The sequence below is a fragment of the Acidimicrobiales bacterium genome, assembly GCA_035533095.1.
Lineage (GTDB): Bacteria > Actinomycetota > Acidimicrobiia > Acidimicrobiales > Palsa-688 > DATLUM01.
This window is the reverse complement of record DATLUM010000136.1, coordinates 1-20,865: the sequence shown is the minus strand read 5'-3', so window position 1 is coordinate 20,865 and position 20,865 is coordinate 1. Positions and strand designations below refer to the sequence as shown.

The window sequence follows — 20,865 nt, the reverse complement described above, 5'->3', positions numbered from 1 at the left end:
TCAGAGGCGCGCCGGATCGACTGCTATGCGCAAACGTGTGGCGGGCCGTGGTACGGATGCGAGCGCTGAGGCCAGTGATTGCGGGGTGGTCGACTTGACCATCCACTCCCCGTCGCGCGGCCCGAGCACCTCGACCTGCTGATCCGCCAGGCCCGCCACATACTCGCCAGCGCCCTCGCCCGACACGAGGGCGAGCGCGCAGTACGGGGGGAGCTGCAGAGACTTCCTCATGGCGAGGTCCCACCCGACGAGGATCCTCGGGTCGGCGAACAGCGCCGCTCGGATCGCAGGATGCTCAGGCTGGCGGGTCTGCACCGCGACGCGCCCCTGGCGACCGCCGACGAGCCGTGACGCGAGCGCGAGCAGCGCGAACGCCTCGGTGGCGGCGCGGAACCGCGGCGCCATCAGCTCATGGTCGAAGTCGACGAAGACGACGTTTCGGTAGCCGTCGGCCGGCACGAGCCGGTGCAACACAGCTTCCGTACCGATCAGCAGGTCCGAATCCGGCACGTCCGCCGTCGAGGCGGTGACCTCCCCCACGGGGCGACCGGTGAGGAGCTCCAGCTCCTCTCTCGCGCGCGACACGCCGACCTTCAGGCGCCGGAGGAGCGTCGAAGTGCACGACGCGCACATCTCGGGGCGGACGAGGCCACAGCGGTTGCACTCCAGCCCTCCTGCGTCGTCCTGCGACAACGCCGATCCACACCGCTCGCAGCGCGCCAGTTCCCCGCAAGCCGCGCACGCGAGCAGCCTGGCGCGGCCGGTTCTGTTCAGTACGCACACCGCCCTGTCAGCACTTCTCAGAAGTGTCACGAGCCGCTCGGAGTACAGACCGAGCCGGGGATCGTCGCCTCGCCGGTCGACGATCTCGAGCTGCGCCCAGCCGGATCGTTGCCTGTCCGGCTCCGCGACGGTGAGCGGTCCGAGCGCCAGGAGTTCGGGGGTCGGGCATGGGGTGATCAGGACGAGGGGCACGGACGATCGCGCCGCTCGCTCCGACACGACGGCGACGGCGTTCCAGGTCGGGGCGCCTTCCTGGGAGAGACCCTCGTCGTGGGCGTCGATGACGACGGCGGCGGCGAGCCCGGGGCATGGACCCCACGCAGATGCCCGGGCACCGACCACCACCGCAGCACCGGCGCGCGCCCTTGCCCAATCGCCGGGGAGCAGCGCGACGTCCCCGCCTGCGCGTGAAAGGCGACCGGCCAGCACGTCCGCACGGGACGCGGACGGGACGATCACCAACGTCGGCCCCAGCTGGGCCACGGCGCCCACGAGGGCGGTCGGATCCGAGGACGGCGGCAGCTGCACGACCTCGGTACGGGCTTGCAGCCTCGACGCGAACTCCGCCGCCCATCCCGGTCCCGGGGGAGCCGGCGGGCGCGACCGTGGAGGTGGGAGGAACGGAACCGCGTGCTCGGCCGACGCCGTCTTCAGGAACGCTCCGCGCCGCGACGCCCAGCGGTGAGCGGCCCACGAAGCCAGGTCCACGAGCTCCGGCTCCGGCCCCCACCCGCGTACCTTCGACAGGGGGCGGAGGGCGAGCCCTTCAGGCGGTTCCACTCCGAGCTCCGACACCCATCCTCCGACGCGGCGTCCGTGAAGCTCGACGCGCACCTCCGTCCCGACCGACACCACGCTCTCGGAAGACACCGGGACGACATAGTCGAATTCCTTGTCGATACCCGCGACATCGGTGATCACCCGGACGACCAGCGCCCCGGGATCGGGTTGGGAGGCCGGCGACGAACGCCGGCGGCCGGTCTTTTTCCCGGGAAGCGTCAGACGCCCAACGCCGACTTGAAGTCGTCGAGCTTGCTCACCTGCTCCCAGCTGAAGTCCTTTTCGTTGCGGCCGAAGTGGCCGTACGCGGCGGTCTTGCGGTAGATCGGCCGGCGCAGGTCGAGATCACGGATGATCGCCGCCGGGCGCAGGTCGAACACCTCGTCGACAGCCGCGCCGATCCTCGCCGGATCGACCTTCTCGGTCCCGAACGTCTCCACCAACAGGGAGACGGGCCGTGCGACGCCGATCGCGTACGCCACCTGAATCTCGCAGCGCGACGCGGCGCCCGCCGCGACGACATGCTTCGCAACCCAACGCGCGGCATACGCGGCGGAGCGGTCCACCTTCGACGGGTCCTTCCCCGAAAACGCCCCGCCACCGTGGCGGGCGGCACCCCCGTAGGTGTCGACGATGATCTTGCGGCCCGTCAGGCCCGCATCTGCGTGCGGGCCTCCCATCTCGAACTTCCCGGTCGGGTTGGCGAGGATCTTGTAGGAGTCGCCGGCGAACTCGGCCGGCACCAACGGGGTTATGACGTGATCGCGCAGGTCAGGCAGGAGCAGCGTCTCGAGGTCGATGTTCGGGTTGTGCTGCGTCGAGATCAGCACGGTCTTCAACTTCACGGGCCGGCCGTCCTCGTACTCGAACGTGACCTGCGTCTTGCCGTCGGGGCGAAGGTACGGCAGCACACCAGCTTTGCGAACCTGCGCCAGCCGCTGCGCGAGCCGATGGGCGAGCCAGATCGGCATCGGCATCAGGTCGTCGGTCTCGTCGCACGCGTAGCCGAACATCATCCCCTGATCGCCGGCGCCTTGCGCGTTGAGGATGTCCTCGCCGCTCGTGCCTGTACGGACCTCGAGGGCGGTGTCGACTCCCTGGGCGATATCGGGTGACTGCGAGCCGATCGAAACGCTCACGCCGCACGTCCGGCCGTCGAATCCCATCTCCGAGCTCGTGTACCCGATGTCGGTGACCACCTGGCGCACCAGCTCGGGGATCTCGACGTACGCGCTCGTGGTGATCTCACCTGCCACGACCACCAACCCGGTAGTCAGCAGGGTTTCGCACGCGACCCGCGAAGTGGGATCCTCGCTCAAAAGAGCGTCGAGCACCGTATCGGAGATCTGGTCCGCCATCTTGTCCGGATGGCCCTCGGTGACTGACTCGGACGTGAACGTCCAGCGACTCATGGTTCCTCCTGTGATGTTCCTTGTCCGGGTCCGCCCCGTCGAGACGACAGCGCGGCGGTGATCGCGTCGACGACAGCCCGCGCGACCTTGTCCTTGCTCGCGAGCGGCACCTCTGTGACTGCGCCTCCGACTCCGACGATCACCACTTCGTTGGTGTCATGGGAAAATCCTGCACCGGGGGCGGCTACGTCGTTGGCGACGACGAGATCCGCGCCCTTGGCTGACAGCTTCGCCCGCGCGTAGTCGAGCAGATCCTCCCGTGCACTGCCCGGGTGGCCGGTTTCGGCAGCGAACCCGACGATCACCTGCCCCGGGCGGCGCCTGCGGCCCAGCTCGGCGAGGATGTCCGTGGTCGGCTCCAGCACGACATCGGGTGGACCCTGGGCCTTCTTGATCTTCGCGGCCGCGACCACCTTGGGGCGGAAGTCTGCGACGGCGGCCGCCATGACGACGACGTCGCTGTTGCTCGAGCGTGAAAGCACTGCGTCTTCCATCTCCGACGCCGTCTCGACGTCTACCGCCTCGACTCCGGCAGGAGGCTGCAGGTCCGACGCGGTGACCAACGTGACGGTCGCACCGCGCCGTGCCATCTCGGCCGCGACGGCATAGCCCTGCTTGCCCGACGAGCGATTGCCTATGAAGCGCACCGGGTCGATCGGTTCGCGCGTTCCGCCCGCGGTTACGAGCGCTCGGATGCCGCTGAGCGGCGAACCGCCCGGAGCGAGGATCGCGTTCACTGCCGCGACGATCTCGGGCGGCTCGGCGAGGCGGCCGGCACCGACGTCACCGCCGGCAAGACGACCAGCCGCCGGTTCGACGATGTGAACCCCGCGCCTTCGCAGGGTTGCGATGTTCTCGACGACCGCCGGGTGCTCCCACATCTCGGTGTGCATGGCAGGGCACACCACGACCGGCGCGCGGGTCGCCAGAAGGGTCGCGGTCAGAAGATCGGAGGAGATGCCTGCGGCGTAGGCGCCGATCAGTCGCGCCGTGGCCGGCGCCACCAGTACCAGGTCGGCTCCCTGGCCGAGACGGGTGTGCGGGATCGGCTCTTGCTCTTCCCACAAGCTGGTGCGGACCGGTTCGGACGCAAGCGCGGAGAAGGTCACCTCGCCGACGAACCGCGTGGCGCCGCGCGTCATGACGGGGCTGACGATCGCGCCCGCGTCGACGAGCCGCCTGCAAACCTCGACAGCTTTGTACGCGGCGATCCCGCCGCACACCCCCAGCACGATGCGCCGGCCGGTCAGCGCCGGCGCGGGCATGCCTATTGTCCGGCCTCCGCCTCCGGGTCGGTGCCGTCACCGGCTTCCTCACCGGCTCGCGTGTAGGTGATCTTCCCGGCGGCGATCTCCTCCAGGGCGATGGAGAGCGGCTTGCGCGAAACCGAGGTGACCTGAGGGGGGACGATCGTCCCGAGCCCTTCGCCCAACTGGTTGAAGTAGGAGTTGATCTGCCTGCCCCGGGTGGCGGCAAGGCTCACCAGGGTGAACTTCGAGTCGACCCGCTCGAGCAGATCCTCGAGTGGGGGCTCCATCATCGTGGGGTGACGATCCGGCATCTCGGGGTTGACTCCAGTCCGTTTGAGAGTGCGCTTCTCCGGCGCTTCAACGCCCGGCGCGGTGGGCGTCGATTATACCAGCGACCTCCGCTGCGGCCCTGTCGAGGTCGTCGTTGACGACGACGTGGTCGGCGAGGCGCTCCCCTTCACGCTGCTCCGCCTGGCCCAGCGCGATGCGCCGGGCGACGCTGTCCTCGTCGTCGCCCCTGCCACGCAGCCGCTGCTCCTGAACCTCCTGCGAGGGCGCGACGACCAGGATCAGGACGGCATCGGGATACCGGGTCTTCACCTGACGGGCGCCGTTGAGCTCGATCTCCAGCAGCACGTCGCGGTCATCCGGCTCGATCACCGGGGTGCCGTACAGGGCACCGTTGGCAGGGAACTCGTTCCACTCGAGGAAGCCACCCCCCGCAAGGCGTTCCTCGAAGGTCGCCCGGTCGACGAAGACGTAGGCGTCCCCAGGCTCGCCGGTCCTGCGGGGGCGGGTGGTCCAAGACCGCGACAGCCACAGATCGGGGACGACCTGAAGCACCCTCGCGACAACCGTTCCTTTTCCGACCCCGCCCGGGCCGGACATGATGAAGATCAGCTGAGCTTTTCGAACAGCTTCTTGCGCTGTTGCTCCCCGAGACCGTGCAGGCGCCTTGTCTCGCTGATACCCACGTCGTCCATGAGCCGGCGGGCTTTCACCTTGCCGAGGCCGGGCAGGGATTCGAGGACAGCGAGGACCTTCATCTTCCCCACCACCTCGTCCGCGTCAGCCTGCTGGAGGAGCTCCCGGAGGGAGATCGAGCCCATCTTGAGCTTCTCCTTGAGCTCGGCTCGCATCCGGCGGGCGACAGCGGCCTTCTCCAAGGCGGCCTGGCGTTGGTCGGCTGACAGCGAAGGCGGCAGTGGCATGCCGCGCACCATAGCGCGCTCGACGGCGCGCCGAGTCGTTGAGCCTCGTGTTCAGGGCTGCAACGACTTGACCAGCGCCTCGGCAGCCGCCGTCCGATCATCCGCTGCTGTGACAGCGCGCCCGATCACCAGCAGATCGGCCCCCGCATCCATCGCATCCTGAGGGGTTGCAGCACGGGCCTGGTCATGCGTCGGGCTGCCCGCGGGGCGGACACCCGGCACGACCGCCAGCAATCGCGGGGCCAGCTGTTTGGCCTCACGTACGTCGGATGCCGCGCACACGACGCCGGCGCAGCGGGCCTCGACCGCGGCGGCCACGCGCTTTCCGAGAATGTGCGGAGGCGCGTCCGGGTCGCTGGTGAGAATCGTCACCGCGAGAGCCGAAGGAGAGGGCAGGCCTGCGCGATCGGCGCCTTCGTTGAGCCCTTCGACCGCTGCGCGCAGGACAACCGGTCCAGCGAATGCGTGCAAGGTGAGGTACGACACTCCCAGCGCTCCCAGGACGCGAGCCGTCTTGTTGACCGTGGTCGGGATGTCGGCCATCTTCAGGTCCAGGAACACTTTGTAGCCGTCGTCGATGAGGGTCTGAACCACCCTCGGGCCCGACGCGCAGAAGAGCTCCAGCCCCACCTTGGCCGTGGCGAACCACGGGTTCAGCTGCTTGGCAAGGCGCTGCGCCTCGACGGGGTCGTCGACGTCGAGGGCCAGGATCAAACGGTCCCTGACATTCGCGGTGGCGGGTTCAACGGCCGTCATGGGCCCGTCCTTTCAGTTGGTCGATACTCGAGATCCCGTTGTGGTCGCACCACTGCCCCAACTCCGCGAGGATCCTCTCCGGTGCCCTCGGATCCGCGAAGGTGGCCGTCCCCACCTGTACGGCATCCGCGCCGGCGGCGATCATCTCGGCTGCCTCCTCACCGCTGGTTACCCCGCCCACGCCGACGATCGGGAGCGTCGGGAATGCCTGCCTGCAGTCGAATACCGCTCGCACAGCGACGGCATGTACCGCGGGGCCCGACAACCCTCCTCCTCCCCCGCCGAGCCGCTGCCGGCCTGTCGCGGGGTCGATGGACATCCCCATCACGGTGTTGATGACGGTGATCGCCCGCGCGCCCGCCGCCCGGGCGGCGGCGGCCATCTCCGTCACGTCGGTCACGTTGGGGCTGAGCTTCGCCCAGAGCGGGAGAACGCCGTCGATTCCCTCGACCGCGGCCCCGACCGCCTCTGAGACTCCGCCGGTGCTGTGGGCGAACATCCGCCGGCGGTCCTCGACGTTGGGGCAGGAGATGTTCGCCTCCACCGCGACGATCTGGTCGGTGCCGCGACGGCCTTCGTGAAAGGCCCCGGCGATCTCCGCCGCCGCATCGCGGTACTCCGCGGCGCTGAAGCCCCAGATGCTCGCGACCACCCGGGCTCCGGTGGCGGCGAGAGGAGGAAGCTCGCTCTCGACCCACTCGCGCGCGCCGCGGTTCTGGAGACCGACGCTGTTCAACATGCCGCCAGTCAGGGGCAGAAGCCGCGGCGCCGGGTTGCCGTCCCAGGGCCGTGACGAGACGGATTTGACCACCACGGCCCCGAGATGGCCGAGGTCCATGTAAGCGGACAGCTCCGCGCCGTGACCTGCGGTGCCGGACGCGGTCATGACCGGGTTGCGCAGCTCTACGTCCGCCACGGAGGTCCGCAGGTCGACCATGGTCGGCGGGGCGCTCACGTGAGCGGGAGCTGCTCCGACTCGTGGTACTCCTGCAGGCTCCGCACCGTGGGCGCGCTTGCCGAGCGGTCGGCGATCCCCGCGGCGGCGGCCCTTGCAGCGGCGATGGTCGTGAGGCACGCGACGCGGTGCTGGTTGGCAGCACGCCGGATGTACGCGCCGTCTGCTCTCGGGCCGCGCCCTCTCGGGGTGTTGACCACCAGGTCGACCTTCCCGTCCCGGATGAGGGTGACAGCGTCGACGCCTTCGGTCGCTGCGGGGTCGTCGGAGGTCACCTTCGCGACGACGGTGGTTACGGGGACGCCCTCTGCCTCGAAGTAGGACGCGGTGCCGGCGGTAGCGGCCAGCGAGAAACCGAGCTGCACGAACCGCCGGGCGACGCTCACGCCCGCGGACTTGTCCCGGTCCGCCAGGGAGAAGAAGATCGTCCCGCCGGCGGGTAACTCGTCGCCGGCGGCCGCTTGGCTCTTCGCGAAGGCCAGGCCGAAGCTCGAGTCGATTCCCATCACCTCGCCTGTCGAGCGCATCTCGGGGCCCAGGAGGGTGTCGGCTTCAGGGAAACGGGTGAACGGGAGAACGGCCTCTTTCACACTCACGTGACCGCCCGTGACCGGTGGGCGGAGGAGGCCTTCGGTCCGCAGCTCCTCGAGGGTCGCCCCTGCCATCACCCGGGCGGCCACCTTCGCGAGCGGCACACCCGTCGCCTTCGACACGAACGGCACGGTCCGGCTGGCACGGGGGTTCGCCTCGATCACGAACACCTGCGTCCCGCCTCCGTTGGTTCCGCCGGGGCGCTTCACCGCGAACTGCACGTTTATGGGGCCGATCACCCCGAGCGCTTCCGCAATGTCGCACGTATAGCTCTCGATGACCTTTACGGTGCCGGGCTCGAGAGTCGGAGGAGGGATGACGCACGCGCTGTCGCCCGAGTGCACGCCGGCCTCCTCGACGTGCTCCATCACGGCCCCGATGACGATCTCCCCGGTCGCGTCGCGCACCGCGTCGACGTCGACCTCGATCGCGTCCTCCAGGAACCGGTCGACCAGCACGGGGCGTTCCGCCGAGAGGCCCCCTTCGCGGCCCAGGGAACCGAACCCGGCGAGCTCGTCCATGGCGCGGCGGAGATCCTGCTCGTCGTAGACGATCTCCATCGCCCGGCCGCCCAGGACATAGCTCGGACGGACCAGTGCCGGGTAACCGACGCGCCCGACGATGGCGAGTGCCTCGTCGATGGTCGACGCCGTGCCGCCGGCTGGCTGGGGAATCTCGAGGCGGGCGCAAAGGGCGTTCCAGCGCTCCCGGTCCTCGGCGAGGTCTATCGCCTCGGGTGAGGTTCCCAGGATCAGGCTGGGCGGGAGTTGGCCGGCGAGCTTCAACGGCGTCTGCCCGCCGAGCGCGACTATCACGCCGGCGACGGGGCCCGAGGCCGACTCGGCGTCGATGATGTTGCTCACGTCCTCCCAGGTGACCGGCTCGAAGTAGAGGCGGTCGCTGGTGTCGTAGTCCGTAGAGACGGTCTCCGGGTTGCAGTTGACCATCACGGTCTCGAAGCCCGCGTCGTGCAGCGCGAAGCTCGCTTGAACGCAGCAGTAGTCGAACTCGACTCCCTGCCCGATGCGGTTGGGGCCCGAGCCGAGGATGATCACCTTGGGACGCTCGCCGGGACGCACCTCGTCGTCGTCCTCGTAAGTCGAATAGTGGTACGGCGTGTGAGCCTCGAATTCGGCGGCGCACGTGTCGACCGTCTTCATGGTCGCCCGCACGCCCCGCGCCAGGCGGGCGTCGCGCACCTGCTGCTCGGTCACCGACCACAGCCAGGCCAGCTGGGAGTCGGAAAAGCCGAGACGCTTCGCGCGCCGCCAGTCCAGCCGGGTCAGGACGCCCGGACCGCCGAGCTCCGAGAGCCGCCGGCGTTCGTCCACCACCAGCTGGATCTGGTCGAGGAACCAGGGGTCGACGCCGGTCGCCTCGTGCACCCTCTCGACGCTGATCCCCCGGCGCAGCGCGGCCTCCAGATGGAACGGGCGATCCGGCGTGGCGATGGCCGCGCGGCGGACCAACTCGTCGTCGTCCCATGCGTCGCAGACCGCTTCCGCCGGGTCGCAGTTGAGCCCGAAACGACCCCGCTCCAGCGATCGCAACCCCTTCTGCAACGACTCGGTGAACGTCCGGCCGATCGCCATGGCTTCACCCACCGACTGCATGCGCGTGCCGAGCACATCGGAGATCCCGGGAAACTTCTCGAACGCCCATCTCGGGACCTTCGTGACGACGTAATCGATCGTGGGCTCGAAGCAGGCCGGTGTCTCTCCGGTGATGTCATTGACGATCTCGTCGAGCGTGTAGCCGACCGCGAGCCGCGCGGCGATCTTCGCGATGGGGAAGCCGGTGGCCTTGGAAGCGAGCGCGCTCGAGCGGCTCACCCTCGGGTTCATCTCGATGACGACCTGCTCGCCGGTCGCCGGGTTCACGGCGAACTGGATGTTGGATCCGCCCGTCTCGACGCCGATGCGGCGGATGCACGCGAACGCGGCGTCGCGCATTACCTGGTACTCGCGATCCGACAGGGTCTGCGCCGGCGCGACCGTGATCGAGTCGCCGGTGTGAACGCCCATCGGATCGAAGTTCTCGATCGAGCAGATGATCACGCAGTTGTCCGCGCAGTCGCGCATGACCTCGAGCTCGTATTCCTTCCACCCGGCGATGGATCGCTCGACGAGGATCTCGGAAATCGGGCTCGCCGCGAGCCCTACCGCCGCTATCCGTTCGAGATCGTCGTGATCGAAGGCGATACCGGTGCCCGCCCCGCCGAGGATGTACGACGGCCGGACGATGAGCGGGTACCCGATGCCGTCACCGATGTCCAGCGCCTCCGGGAGGGTGTACGCGAAACCCGATTCGGGCACGGTCAGGCCGATCTCGGTCATGGCCTCCTTGAAACGCTCGCGGTCCTCGGCGGTGGCGATCGCCTCGGCCTTGGCGCCGATCATCTCGACACCGAAGCGCTCGAACGTTCCGCGCTCGTGAAGCGCCATCGCCAGGTTGAGCGCCGTCTGGCCGCCCAGTGTCGGCAGGACGACATCGGGGCGTTCGCGCTCGACGATCGCTTCGAGCACGTCCGGCGTGAGCGGTTCGATGTAGGTGCGGTGCGCGAATTCGGGGTCGGTCATGATCGTCGCCGGGTTCGAGTTGGCGAGGATCACCCGGTATCCCTCGGCCGAAAGGGCGCGGCATGCCTGGGTGCCGGAGTAGTCGAACTCGCACGCCTGGCCGATGACGATCGGGCCGCTGCCGATGACGAGGATGCTGTGGATGTCGTCGCGGCGCGGCATCAGCGCGACTTCTCCATCAGCGACTGGAACTCGTCGAACAGGTAGCTCGCATCGTGGGGACCCGGCCCGGCTTCGGGGTGGTACTGCACGCTGAACGCAGGTATGTCACGGCAGGCGAGGCCTTCGACGACCCCGTCGTTGAGGTTCACATGGGACACGTCGGCCCCCTGGACGGAACCGTCCACGACCGCGTAGTTGTGGTTCTGGCTGGTGATCTCCACCGACCCGGTCGAGATCCGCCGCACGGGGTGGTTACCCCCGTGGTGGCCGAACGGAAGCTTGTAGGTCCGCGCTCCCAGTGCCGTAGCCATCAGCTGGTGACCCAGGCAGATGCCGAAGACGGGCACTTCGCCGAGCAACCCCCGGATGGACTCGACGGCGTATCCGACGGCCGCCGGGTCGCCGGGGCCGTTGGACAGGAACACCCCATCCGGCTTGCGCGCCAGTACCTCGGCCGCCGGAGTCGAAGCGGGCACGACGTCGACGGTCGCCAGCCTCCCCAGATGGTCGAGGATGGCCGTCTTGATCCCGAAGTCGTACGCGACGACCCTCAGAGGTCCGTCCCCGACGGTGTAGGGCTCAGGGGTGGTCACCTCCGAGGCCAGGTCGACGCCGTCGGTCCCGGGCGCCCGGAGCGCAGCTTCCTTCAGGTCGGTCTCCGCCAGCGCGCCGGGCCCCGCCACAGGACCGAAGGCCGCGGGCATGGCGCCGGCCTCCCGTATATGGCGGGTGAGGCGCCGGGTGTCGAGCCCGGCCATCCCCGGCAGGCGCTCGGCCTGGAGGAACTCGCCGAGGGTCTGCTCGGAGCGCCAGCTGCTCGGCCTCGGCGCCACCTCCCTGACGATGAGGCCCCTGCAGAACGCGCGGCGGCTCTCGTTGTCCTGGCGGGTCACGCCGTAGTTCCCGATGTGCGGATAGGTGAAGCAGACGATCTGCCCGGCGTAGCTGGGGTCGGTGAGCACCTCCTGGTAGCCGGTGAGCGTCGTGTTGAACACCACCTCGCCCGTCGCCGGCACCGGCTGCTCAGGCCACCAGCCGATCGCCTCGCCCTCGAACACCGTCCCGTCGGCGAGGACCAGCAGCCCCTCCACAGGCCCCATCACCTTTGTGCCTCGCCACCGATGACGACGGGTTCGCCGCGGAGCACCGTGTGCCGCACCTTCCCGACCAGCGCCCGCCCCGCGTACGGGGTGTTGCGGCTCCGGCTCGCCAGCGCGGCCGGGTCGACGACCCATTTCTCGGTGGGATCGATCACGCACAGGTTCGCAGGGCCGCCCACGACGACCGGTCCCCCGTGCTCGCCGGACAAGCCGGCGATAGCCGCCGGCTGCCAGCTCATCAGCGCGAGCACCCCCTCGACGGGGATCTCCAGCTCCGTCAACGACAACCCGAGCGCGGTCTCCAACCCCAGCATCCCCGGAGGGGCCTGGTCGAATGGGGCTTCTTTGGTTTCCTGCGTGTGCGGCGCGTGGTCGGTCGCGATCGCGTCCGCTGTGCCGTCCGCGAGAGCCGCCTTGACCGCAGCGACGTCCCCGGCCGTCCTGAGCGGCGGGTTCACCTTGAACAACGGATCGTAGGTGCGGACGGCCTCGTCGGTCAGCGTGAAATGGTGCGGGGCGACCTCCGCCGTGACGACGAGGCCGGATCCCTTCGCACCGCGCACCATCGCGAGCGAGCCGGCCGTGGAGAGGTGCAGGAAGTGGACCTTCGCGCCGGTCAGGCGCGCCAGGGCGAGGTCGCGCATGACCATCAGCTCCTCCGCCTCCGCGGGCTGCCCGGGAATGCCCAGGCGGCTCGACCACTCACCCTCGTGCATATGGCCGCCGCCGGCCAGGGAGGCGTCCTCGCAGTGTTGTGCCAGGGTGACACCCAGAGCCGACGCGTACTCCATTGCCCGGCGCATCAACCGGGCGTCCTGCACGCCGGCGCCGTCGTCGGTGAAGATGGACACGCCCAGTTCGGCCATCTCCGCCATCGGCGAAAGGCGTGTCCCCTGCCGGCCGACCGTGATGGCGCCGGCGACCCGGACGTCGCAGCAGGCGGACCGGCCGAGGTCGAGGACCTGGCGTACCACCGCGGCCGAGTCGATCGCCGGTTCCGTGTTGGGCATCGCGACGACCGCCGTATACCCGCCGAGGGCAGCCGCTCGAGCACCGGTCTCGACGGTCTCGGCTTCCTCGCGTCCCGGTTCACGCAAGTGGGCGTGGAGGTCCACCAGCCCGGGGGCGACGATGCAGCCGGCGGCGTCGAGGACGACCGTGCCCGCAGGCACCGAGCTCACCTTGGAGCCGACGGTGGCGATCTTGCCGTCCTGGATCAGCACGTCGGCGGGGCGGGATCCGGTCGAGTCCACGACCGTCCCTCCCCTGATGACGACCGCGGAAGGGTTACGCGGCGGCAAGCTCCACCCCCGATCCGAGCAGAAGGTACAGGACCGCCATGCGCACCGCGACCCCGTTGGCCACCTGCCGGGTGATGACCGACGACGGATCGTCGGCCACCTCAGCGGCGATCTCGACACCGCGGTTCACCGGTCCGGGGTGCATGACGAGGCTCCCCTCGGGGAGCAGCGAGGCCCGCCGGCGGGTCAGGCCGTAGTAGGCCGTGTACTCGCGCAGGGATGGGAGCAGCGCTTCGGTCATGCGTTCTTTCTGGATGCGAAGGACGTAGACGACATCGAGCTTCGGCAGCACGGAGTCGAGGTCGTGGGAGATCTCCACCGGCCATCCGGCGAGAGAGGGTGGGAGCAGGGTGGGCGGTGCCACAAGGGTGACGTGGGCTCCGAGGGCGCTGAAAGCGAGCACGTCCGAGCGGGCGACCCTGCTGTGGCGGATGTCGCCCACGATGGCGATGCGCAGGCCGTCCAGAGCCGGTCTGCCCTCCCCCGGCGAGGGGGCACCGCGCTCGTTGCGCTCCTTGCGGATGGTGTAGCAGTCGAGAAGCGCCTGGGTCGGGTGCTCGTGCCAGCCGTCGCCGGCATTGATCACCGACGTGCCGTCGACCCAGCGGGCCACCTGCCACGGGACGCCGGCGCCCTGGTGGCGCACGATCACCGCGTCCACGCCCATCGCCTGGATCGTCTCGACCGTGTCCCTCAACGACTCCCCCTTGTTGACCGACGAGCTCGACACGGAGAAGGTCATGACGTCGGCGGACAGTCGTTTGGCAGCGGTTTCGAAGCTGAGGCGTGTCCTCGTGGAGTCCTCGAAGAACAGCGACACCACGGTCTTGCCGCGCAGTGCGGGGACCCGGGGTATGGCCCGGGAGCTGACCTCCACGAAGCTGTCGGTGAGGCGGAGCACTTCCTCGATGCCGTCGGTGCCGAGGTCGGACACCGACAGGAGGTGGCGGGCCGCCGGCGCTCTCCTGGGTGAGCCCTGCGGGTTCAACGTGTCCTCACATCGCCGATGACGACACCCGATTCGGTGGCATCCACCATCTCGTCGCGGCGGGTGGGCAGGTTCTTGCCGACATAGTCAGGCCGGATGGGCAGTTCCCTGTGCCCCCGGTCGACCATGACCGCCAGCTGAACGGCGCGGGCTCTGCCGTAGTCCGACAGGGCGTTGAGCGCGGCCCTGATGGTCCGGCCGGTGTAGAGCACGTCGTCGATGAGCACCACCGTCCGGCCGGTGAGCTCGACGGGGATCTCGGTCGTCGCCTCGGGGAGGACCGGCCGCAGCCCGATGTCGTCGCGGTAGAACGCGACGTCGAGGGTTCCCATCGCCACGTCGTGGCCGGTGACCTCTCCGATCACCCGGGCGAGGTTCGAGGCCAGCCACACTCCCCCGGTCTGCAGCCCGACGAGGAGCAGCTCGCCGACCTCGTGGTCGCGCTCGATGATCTCGTGCGCCATCCGCCACGTCGCCCGGCGCACCTCTTCGGCGTTCATGACCGTGGTCCGGGCAACAAAAACGCCCCCGTATGGGGGCGCCAGGGCACGCTCGCGTTCGGCCAAATGATTTCCTCCTCGTCCGTCCCGGCCTCACTGGACCGGCTTCACGGGTCGAGACCACATAGTAGCCCGGGTTCAGGCCTCCTCGCGCACCTCCGAGGCGATCGCGGCGAGCACGCCGTTGACGAAACGGCCGGAGTCGTCGGTGGAGTACTGGGCGGCGAGGTCCACCGCCTCGGATATCACGACCGCCGTCGGGACGTCGGGCCGGCCGATCAGCTCGTATGTCGCCATCCGCAGAAGCGCTCTGTCGACGACCGGCATCCGTTCGAGCTCCCAGCCGATGGCGTGCGACGAGATCAGCCGGTCTATCCGGTCGAGATCGCGGCCGACGCCGGCGACCACATCCGCGACGTAGGGGTCCGGGTCGACCGGAAGATCACCGAGAACAGCGGCCGGCTCGACGCGCTTCGACTCCGCCTCGTACAGGAGGGAAAGCGCGCGTTCGCGCGCCTCTCTTCGCGTCGGTGGGAACAACGGACGGGGGCTTGCCGGCGATTCAGCTGCCGGCGCGGGTCAGGTACTCGCCGGAGCGGGTGTCGACCTTGACCCGGTCGCCGGTGTTGACGAACAGCGGCACCTGCACCTGGATGCCGGTCTCCAGGGTGGCCGGCTTGCGCGCCCCCGAGACCCGGTCCCCCTGCAGGCCCGGTTCGGTCTCGGTCACGGTCAGCTCGACCGCTGCGGGAAGGTCGACGCCGACGATCTCACCGGAGTACATCTGCAGGATCGCCGAGTCCCCTTCCTTGAGGTAGTTGGCCGACGAACCCAGGCTCTCCTTGGAGGCGTGCATCTGCTCGTAGTCGGAGGTGTCCATGAACACAAACGACTCACCCTCCATGTACAGGTACTGCATCTCCCGCTTGTCGATGTGCGCCTGCTCGAGCTTCTCGTCAGCACGGTAGGTGCGCTCGATGACCGCGCCGGTCCTGACGTTCTTCAGCTTGGTGCGCACGAACGCGCCGCCCTTGCCGGGCTTCACGTGCTGGAACTCGACGACCGAGAACAGGCCTTCGGGCAGGTCGAGCGACATACCGTTCTTCAGGTCGTTGGTGGATACGGCAGGCATCAGGGCGTGTCCTTGGGTGTGTTGGTGAGGGGTCGGCAGCCATCTTCTGTCACGACGACGGTGTCCTCGATCCGGACCCCTCCGAGCCCCGGCAGGTACACGCCCGGCTCGACGGTGACGACGTGGCCGGGCTCAAGTGTATCGGTCGAGCTGGCAGCGACCGATGGGGCCTCGTGGATGTCCAGGCCGACGCCGTGGCCGGTCCCGTGAACGAACGCGTCTGCCCAGCCTGCATCGGCGATGACCTCACGGCAGGCCTTGTCGACGTCAGAGGCAGCGACGCCCGCCCGCACCGCCGCGACGCCGGCGGCCTGGCTTGCGAGGACGACCTCCACCGCCCGCCTCAGCGTCGGGTCGTCGAGGCGCCCGGTCCATACAGTCCTGGTCATGTCCGAGCAGTACCCGTCGACGAGGGCGCCGAAGTCGATGACCACCGGCGCGTTGGCGGTGACCCTCGTGTCGTCTGGCCGGTGGTGAGGCTTGGCGGCATTGGCTCCCGAGGCGACAATGGTCTCGAAAGACGGGCCCGTCGCGCCGAGGCGCCGCATCTCGAAGTCCAGCTCCCGCCCGAACTCGGCTTCCGCGGGCTCCTTCGTGAGGCGGTCCCTCAAATTGCCCAACGCGGCGTCGGCGATCCGGCAGGCCTCGGCTATGCGCGCGATCTCGCCGGCGTCTTTCACCCTCCTGAGCCTCTCGACCATCCCGACGGTCGGTACCAACTCGGTGCGGGGGAACCAGGTCTCGGCGAACGCCCGCTGGCGCGCCCAGCTGACATGGGCCGCTTCGAGGCCGAGGACCGGGAGGTCCTCGACGATCTCCCTGGCCGTGTCGTGCTGCGCCGCCGCAGCTGCGACCGCTATTTCGGCTTCGACTCCGGCGGCGGCCAGCTGCTCGCCCGCCTGGGTCCGGTAACGGCCGTCCGTGAGCAGCACGGTCCGGCCCGGGAAAACGAACAGCATGCCAGCCGAGCCCGTGAAGCCGGTCAGGTACCTGATGTTCGTGAGGCTGGTGACGAGGAGAGCGTCGATTGGTGCAGCGCCGCCGTCGGGACGCTTGAGGGCGTCGCGGAGGCGGGGCAGCCGGGCGGCCTGGTCCATCGGGGGAAGCACGCTGGCAACAGTACCGGCGGCGTGGCGAGGGTCCTAGCGGCCGAGCAGGCCGGCCACTGCTTCGATGGCGAGGCGGTAGCCGGCACTTCCGAAGCCGGCGATCGACCCCGTGGCGACCGGGGCGATGACGGAGGTGCTTCGCCATGCTTCCCGGCTCACAGGGTTCGACAGGTGCAGCTCGATGACAGGGCCGTCGAACGCCGCGAGCGCGTCGTGCAACGACCACGCGTAGTGCGTGAACGCCCCAGCGTTGATGACGATCGCCGCGGCTCTGCCCCTGGCGGCGTGGATCACGTCCACCAGCTCCCCCTCGTGATTGGACTGGTGGTGCTCGACGTCGAGGTCGTGGGCGGCGGCTTGTTGTGCCGCTGCCTTGACGTGATCGTCGAGGGTCTCAGTGCCGTAGATGTCGGGCTCGCGTTCTCCGAGGAGGTTCAGGTTCGGGCCTGACAGGAGCAGGACGACTGGTCTGGTCCCGGCCGCGGTCACGATCGGATCTCCTCGAGGCTCGCCCTGACTGCGCCCTCCCCCACTCCTCGCACGACCTCGAGACCCGCTGCGCCGTCGAGCACGAACGTGAGGCCGCCGCTCGTCGCCTTCTTGTCGCGCGCCATGACCGCGATCAGCTGGTCCGGATCGGCGCCGGGTGGCAGCCGCGACGGCAGGTCGTAGGAAGCGACGAGCTTCTCGTGCTCGTGCACCCGGTCGTCACCGATCCTGCCCAGGTGCCTCGCGAGGATTGCGGCGTAGAGGAGGCCGATGGCGACAGCCTCACCGTGGCGGAGGTCGTAGCCGCCGGCGGTCTCGATCGCGTGCGCGAGCGTGTGTCCGTAATTGAGCAGCGCTCGCCGGCCGGATTCGCGCTCGTCGCCGGCGACGACCTCGGCCTTGCACGCGACGCAAGCTGCGACCGCTTCGTCGAGTGGCATGTCGCGCAACCCTTCGACGCCCAGGAACGCGTACTTGGCCATCTCGCCCAACCCGGAGCGGTACTCGCGGGGAGGAAGCGTCTCGAGAGTCTCCGTGTCGCAGAGCACCGCTTCGGGCTGCCAGAAGGCGCCGACGAGGTTCTTGCCCTCGGGAAGGTTCACACCGGTCTTGCCCCCGATGGCTGCGTCGACCTGGCCGAGCAGCGTGGTCGGGACGTGGATGACCGCGATACCGCGGTGGTAGACCGCGGCCACGAAGCCGGCGACGTCGGTGACGACACCGCCGCCTACCGCGACGATCGCATCCGAGCGGGTGAGACCCCAGCGCGAGAACTCGCGGCAGAGCTGCTCGACCGACTCGAGGTTCTTGGCCTCTTCCCCCTCATCGAGGAAAAAGACGCACTGCTCGACGCCGGAGTCCACCTGCCACGGGATCGTCTGCTGGGTGACGACGGCTGCCCGGCGCGCGCCTTGGGGCATCAGCTCGATCAACCGGTGGCGCGCCCCGGCGCCGACGAGCACCGGGTATGAGCGGTCGCCCAGGTCGACCGTCAGTTCACGCATGCTTCGCCTTCGAGAGCATCCGCGATGGCGTCCGCGACATCGCGCGGGTTCATCCGGTCGACATCGAACACCAGGTCCGCGATGCTCTCGTAGATCGGTGCGCGCGCCTGGCTTATGCGCCGCAGTGCGTCCTCGGGTCCCTGACGGAGGAGAGGGCGGGAGCCGACCGCCTGTTTTCCAAGCCGCCCGAAGAGCGTGCCGGGATCGGCGCGCAACCACACGACGAGGCCGGCCCTCTGGATCGTCTGGCGGTTGGACTCGTCGAGGACCGCTCCCCCGCCGAGGGCCACGACGGCAGGGCCGGGCCGCGCGGAGACCTCTGCCACCGCTTCGGTTTCGAGCCGGCGGAACTCCCGCTCACCGTCTTGCTCCCAGATCTCCTCGAACGGTCTTCCTGCGCGGCGCGGGACTTCGTCGTCGGTGTCCACGTACGGCCAGCCGAGGGTCTCCGCCAGCAACCGCCCGGCAGTCGATTTGCCCACACCCATCATCCCGATGAGGAAGACCCGGTCGTCGGCGCGGGTCACTGGTGGACTTGGTCGAGGTACGACCCGTGGTTGCGGAGCACCTCCGACATCGAGTCGCCGCCGAACTTGCGCATGGCCTCGCCGGCGAGCACCAGCGCCATCATGGTCTCCGCGACCACGCCCATCGCGGGAACAGCAGTCACGTCGGTCCGTTCCTTGAAGGACACGGTCTCTTCCTTGGACTCGACATCCACGGTCTTGAGCACCGGTCGGTTCAACGTCGCAAGCGGCTTCATGGCTACGCGGGCGACCACGGGCTCACCGTTGGTCATGCCGCCCTCGATGCCGCCGCTGCGGTTGGTGTCGCGCCGGTAATCGCGCTCGCCGGTGTCCCAGCCGATGGCGTCGTGGGCCTCCGACCCGCGCCGGCCGGCTATCTCGGTCGCGTCGCCGATCTCGACGCCCTTGACCGCCTGAATGCTCAGAAGCGCCTGGGCGAGCAGGCCGTCGATCTTGCGATCCCAGTGGACATGGCTGCCCAGACCGACCGGCGCCCCGTACGCGATCACCTCTGCGACACCGCCGAGCGAGTCGCCGACCTTCGCCGCCGCCTTGATCTCGGAGATCATCGCCTGCTCGGCCTCGGGGTCGAAGCAGCGGACCTGGGACTCGTCGACCGAGGGCAGATCTTCGGGGAGCGGGCGCTTGGTCGACTTCGATACGACCGGGCCCAACTGCACGATGTGGCTGACGATCCTGACGCCGAGCTCGTCGAGAAAGAGCTTGGCGATGGCTCCAGCCGCGACCCGGGCGGCCGTCTCCCTGGCAGAGGCACGCTCCAGGACGTCCCGGGCGTCGTCGAAGCCGTACTTCTGCATGCCGGGCAGGTCGGCGTGTCCGGGCCTCGGCTGGGTGAGCGGCTTCTGGGTCCTGCCGGGCGCCGCCGACATCTCCTCCTGCCACTTCGGCCATTCGGTGTTGGCGATCTCTATCGCGACCGGCGAGCCGAGGGTCCGGCCGTGGCGGATACCGCCGATCAGGGTCAGCTGGTCCTGCTCGAAGCGCATTCTGGGGCCGCGCCCGTACCCGAGCCGCCGGCGCGCCAACTCGGACTGGATCTGCTCCTCCGCCACCTCGAGGCCGGCGGGTAGGCCCTCGAGTATGACCACGAGGCCTTGGCCGTGGGATTCGCCGGCGGTCAGGAAGCGCAGCACACGAAAATCCTACTTGGCAAGGGGATCCGCCCTCGCTGCCTGGGAGGGATGCGGCTTGCTCGGCACTGTCAGGGAATGGACACCGAGCTCGGATTGATCTGGGAATAGCCGGAGATGGCGGGCGGACCGAGCACGTCCTTCAATGCAGTGTCGTAGTACACCTGCAGGTGGGGTCCGCCATTGCAGGTGAGCGTGTTGATGGTGAGCGATCCGTAGTAAGCGCTCTTGCAGCCGTCGCCGACAAGGTTGGCAGTCGGCGCGTACAGAACTCCTCCGAACGTGTAGGGCCCACTGGTGCCGCCTCCATTGGCGTTTCCAACCGTTCCGGTGCTGTTGCTCAGGATCTGCAGCGCCTGAGCAACCGGGAGGGTGGTTCCGCTCGGAGGTGGCCCCGTGGTGCCGTCAAATGTGGTGTTCACCTCCGAGCCGCCCGCGATGTAGAGGGTCTGGAGTCCATTGTTGATGAAGGTGTTGTCGGTGCTCGGATCGAGAATGATGTACAGCAGGACCGTTCCCTGAACCGACAGGTTTCCGCTGATGGCGATCGCGGTGTTCTGGCAGTAATAGGTGCTGGTCGTGCCTACCGCACCGATTGAAGACGGCGCTCCCGCGTAGCCGGAGCCCAGTTCGTTGATGGCGTCCCCGAACGAATCCGTGGTGGCAAGCCCGGGACAAGTCAACGGGGATCCCGACGTAGGTGCTGTCGGAGGACTCACCCCGGTGTACTTCGAACCGTTGGGGACAGGATTCGCACACTGGCTCGCTCCTCCACCGCCCGTGTAGTACACCTCGCTGACGTTGCCGCCAAGACCGCCAGCGCACTTGATGGGACCATTGCTTCCGACTTGCACGCAAGAGGTTCCGACACCTCCCGTGCAGTCGGCTGAAGACGAGTCTGGGTTCGTGCTCGACGAGGTGCTTGTGTCGCTATAGGCACCGACGGTATTGGGGTTTTGCCCGTTGAAGTCCAGTCCGCTGGTTCCGAACACCGCGAAGGGGTAAAGGGCGCTGTAGGAGGCGGTCTCTTGAACAGCACCCCAGATCGTGTTTACTAAGGCCTTCGCCTTGATGCTCCACACCGT

21 protein-coding genes are annotated in these 20,865 nt (G+C 68.8%); all 21 read right to left on the bottom strand.

The genetic code is table 11. The annotated features are described in order from the left end of the window. A complete protein-coding gene (locus tag VNF71_15575) occupies window positions 1-1,704 on the bottom strand; it encodes a hypothetical protein (GenBank protein ID HVA75975.1) in 1,704 nt (567 codons plus the stop codon). A gap of 77 nt (window positions 1,705-1,781) precedes the next feature. Then, entirely contained in the window at window positions 1,782-2,975 is a 1,194-nt protein-coding gene (gene metK / locus VNF71_15570; protein ID HVA75974.1) for a methionine adenosyltransferase, read from the bottom strand. Then, window positions 2,972-4,240, bottom strand: coding sequence for a bifunctional phosphopantothenoylcysteine decarboxylase/phosphopantothenate--cysteine ligase CoaBC (gene coaBC / locus VNF71_15565; GenBank protein ID HVA75973.1), 1,269 nt, complete (start codon window positions 4,238-4,240; stop codon window positions 2,972-2,974). The genes metK and coaBC overlap by 4 nt, the downstream gene beginning before the upstream one ends. A gap of 2 nt (window positions 4,241-4,242) precedes the next feature. Beyond that, window positions 4,243-4,515 (bottom strand): DNA-directed RNA polymerase subunit omega, encoded by a 273-nt coding sequence (gene rpoZ / locus VNF71_15560; protein ID HVA75972.1) that lies wholly within the window; start codon window positions 4,513-4,515, stop codon window positions 4,243-4,245. Between the two features lie 67 nt (window positions 4,516-4,582). Then, window positions 4,583-5,113, bottom strand: a complete 531-nt coding sequence (locus VNF71_15555) for a hypothetical protein (GenBank protein ID HVA75971.1) — start codon at window positions 5,111-5,113, stop codon at window positions 4,583-4,585. Between the two features lie 8 nt (window positions 5,114-5,121). Beyond that, the gene (gene mihF, locus VNF71_15550) at window positions 5,122-5,436 is read right to left on the bottom strand and encodes an integration host factor, actinobacterial type (GenBank protein HVA75970.1); all 315 of its coding nucleotides are present in this window, start codon (window positions 5,434-5,436) and stop codon (window positions 5,122-5,124) included. Between the two features lie 51 nt (window positions 5,437-5,487). Next, window positions 5,488-6,192: an orotidine-5'-phosphate decarboxylase gene (gene pyrF / locus VNF71_15545; GenBank protein HVA75969.1), complete on the bottom strand. Its 705-nt coding sequence runs from the start codon at window positions 6,190-6,192 to the stop codon at window positions 5,488-5,490. Next, window positions 6,179-7,147: a dihydroorotate dehydrogenase gene (locus VNF71_15540; GenBank protein ID HVA75968.1), complete on the bottom strand. Its 969-nt coding sequence runs from the start codon at window positions 7,145-7,147 to the stop codon at window positions 6,179-6,181. The genes pyrF and VNF71_15540 overlap by 14 nt, the downstream gene beginning before the upstream one ends. Beyond that, a complete protein-coding gene (gene carB, locus VNF71_15535; GenBank protein ID HVA75967.1) occupies window positions 7,144-10,479 on the bottom strand; it encodes a carbamoyl-phosphate synthase large subunit in 3,336 nt (1,111 codons plus the stop codon). The genes VNF71_15540 and carB overlap by 4 nt, the downstream gene beginning before the upstream one ends. After that, window positions 10,479-11,579, bottom strand: a complete 1,101-nt coding sequence (gene carA, locus VNF71_15530; GenBank protein HVA75966.1) for a glutamine-hydrolyzing carbamoyl-phosphate synthase small subunit — start codon at window positions 11,577-11,579, stop codon at window positions 10,479-10,481. The genes carB and carA overlap by 1 nt, the downstream gene beginning before the upstream one ends. Continuing rightward, the gene (locus VNF71_15525) at window positions 11,579-12,832 is read right to left on the bottom strand and encodes a dihydroorotase (protein ID HVA75965.1); all 1,254 of its coding nucleotides are present in this window, start codon (window positions 12,830-12,832) and stop codon (window positions 11,579-11,581) included. The genes carA and VNF71_15525 overlap by 1 nt, the downstream gene beginning before the upstream one ends. A 34-nt stretch (window positions 12,833-12,866) precedes the next feature. Then, window positions 12,867-13,868, bottom strand: coding sequence for an aspartate carbamoyltransferase catalytic subunit (locus VNF71_15520; GenBank protein HVA75964.1), 1,002 nt, complete (start codon window positions 13,866-13,868; stop codon window positions 12,867-12,869). Then, complete coding sequence (gene pyrR, locus VNF71_15515) at window positions 13,865-14,434, bottom strand: bifunctional pyr operon transcriptional regulator/uracil phosphoribosyltransferase PyrR (protein HVA75963.1); 570 nt, start codon at window positions 14,432-14,434, stop codon at window positions 13,865-13,867. Before pyrR ends, VNF71_15520 begins: the two co-directional genes overlap by 4 nt. Before the next feature lie 72 nt (window positions 14,435-14,506). Next, window positions 14,507-14,908, bottom strand: coding sequence for a transcription antitermination factor NusB (gene nusB, locus VNF71_15510; GenBank protein ID HVA75962.1), 402 nt, complete (start codon window positions 14,906-14,908; stop codon window positions 14,507-14,509). Between the two features lie 22 nt (window positions 14,909-14,930). After that, window positions 14,931-15,500, bottom strand: a complete 570-nt coding sequence (gene efp, locus VNF71_15505; GenBank protein ID HVA75961.1) for an elongation factor P — start codon at window positions 15,498-15,500, stop codon at window positions 14,931-14,933. Then, entirely contained in the window at window positions 15,500-16,609 is a 1,110-nt protein-coding gene (locus VNF71_15500) for an aminopeptidase P family protein (GenBank protein ID HVA75960.1), read from the bottom strand. Before VNF71_15500 ends, efp begins: the two co-directional genes overlap by 1 nt. A 33-nt stretch (window positions 16,610-16,642) precedes the next feature. Continuing rightward, entirely contained in the window at window positions 16,643-17,098 is a 456-nt protein-coding gene (locus VNF71_15495; protein HVA75959.1) for a type II 3-dehydroquinate dehydratase, read from the bottom strand. Next, window positions 17,095-18,102 carry a 3-dehydroquinate synthase gene (gene aroB / locus VNF71_15490; GenBank protein ID HVA75958.1) on the bottom strand — a complete coding sequence of 336 codons (1,008 nt, stop codon included), beginning with the start codon at window positions 18,100-18,102 and terminating at the stop codon, window positions 17,095-17,097. Before aroB ends, VNF71_15495 begins: the two co-directional genes overlap by 4 nt. Further along, on the bottom strand, window positions 18,090-18,629 hold the full coding sequence (locus VNF71_15485) for a shikimate kinase (GenBank protein ID HVA75957.1): 540 nt from the start codon (window positions 18,627-18,629) through the stop codon (window positions 18,090-18,092). Before VNF71_15485 ends, aroB begins: the two co-directional genes overlap by 13 nt. Further along, complete coding sequence (aroC, locus tag VNF71_15480; GenBank protein ID HVA75956.1) at window positions 18,626-19,783, bottom strand: chorismate synthase; 1,158 nt, start codon at window positions 19,781-19,783, stop codon at window positions 18,626-18,628. Before aroC ends, VNF71_15485 begins: the two co-directional genes overlap by 4 nt. Window positions 19,784-19,851: 68 nt before the next feature. Next, window positions 19,852-20,865, bottom strand: a 1,014-nt coding sequence (locus tag VNF71_15475; protein HVA75955.1) for a hypothetical protein, incomplete at its 5' end; no start/stop codon positions are given.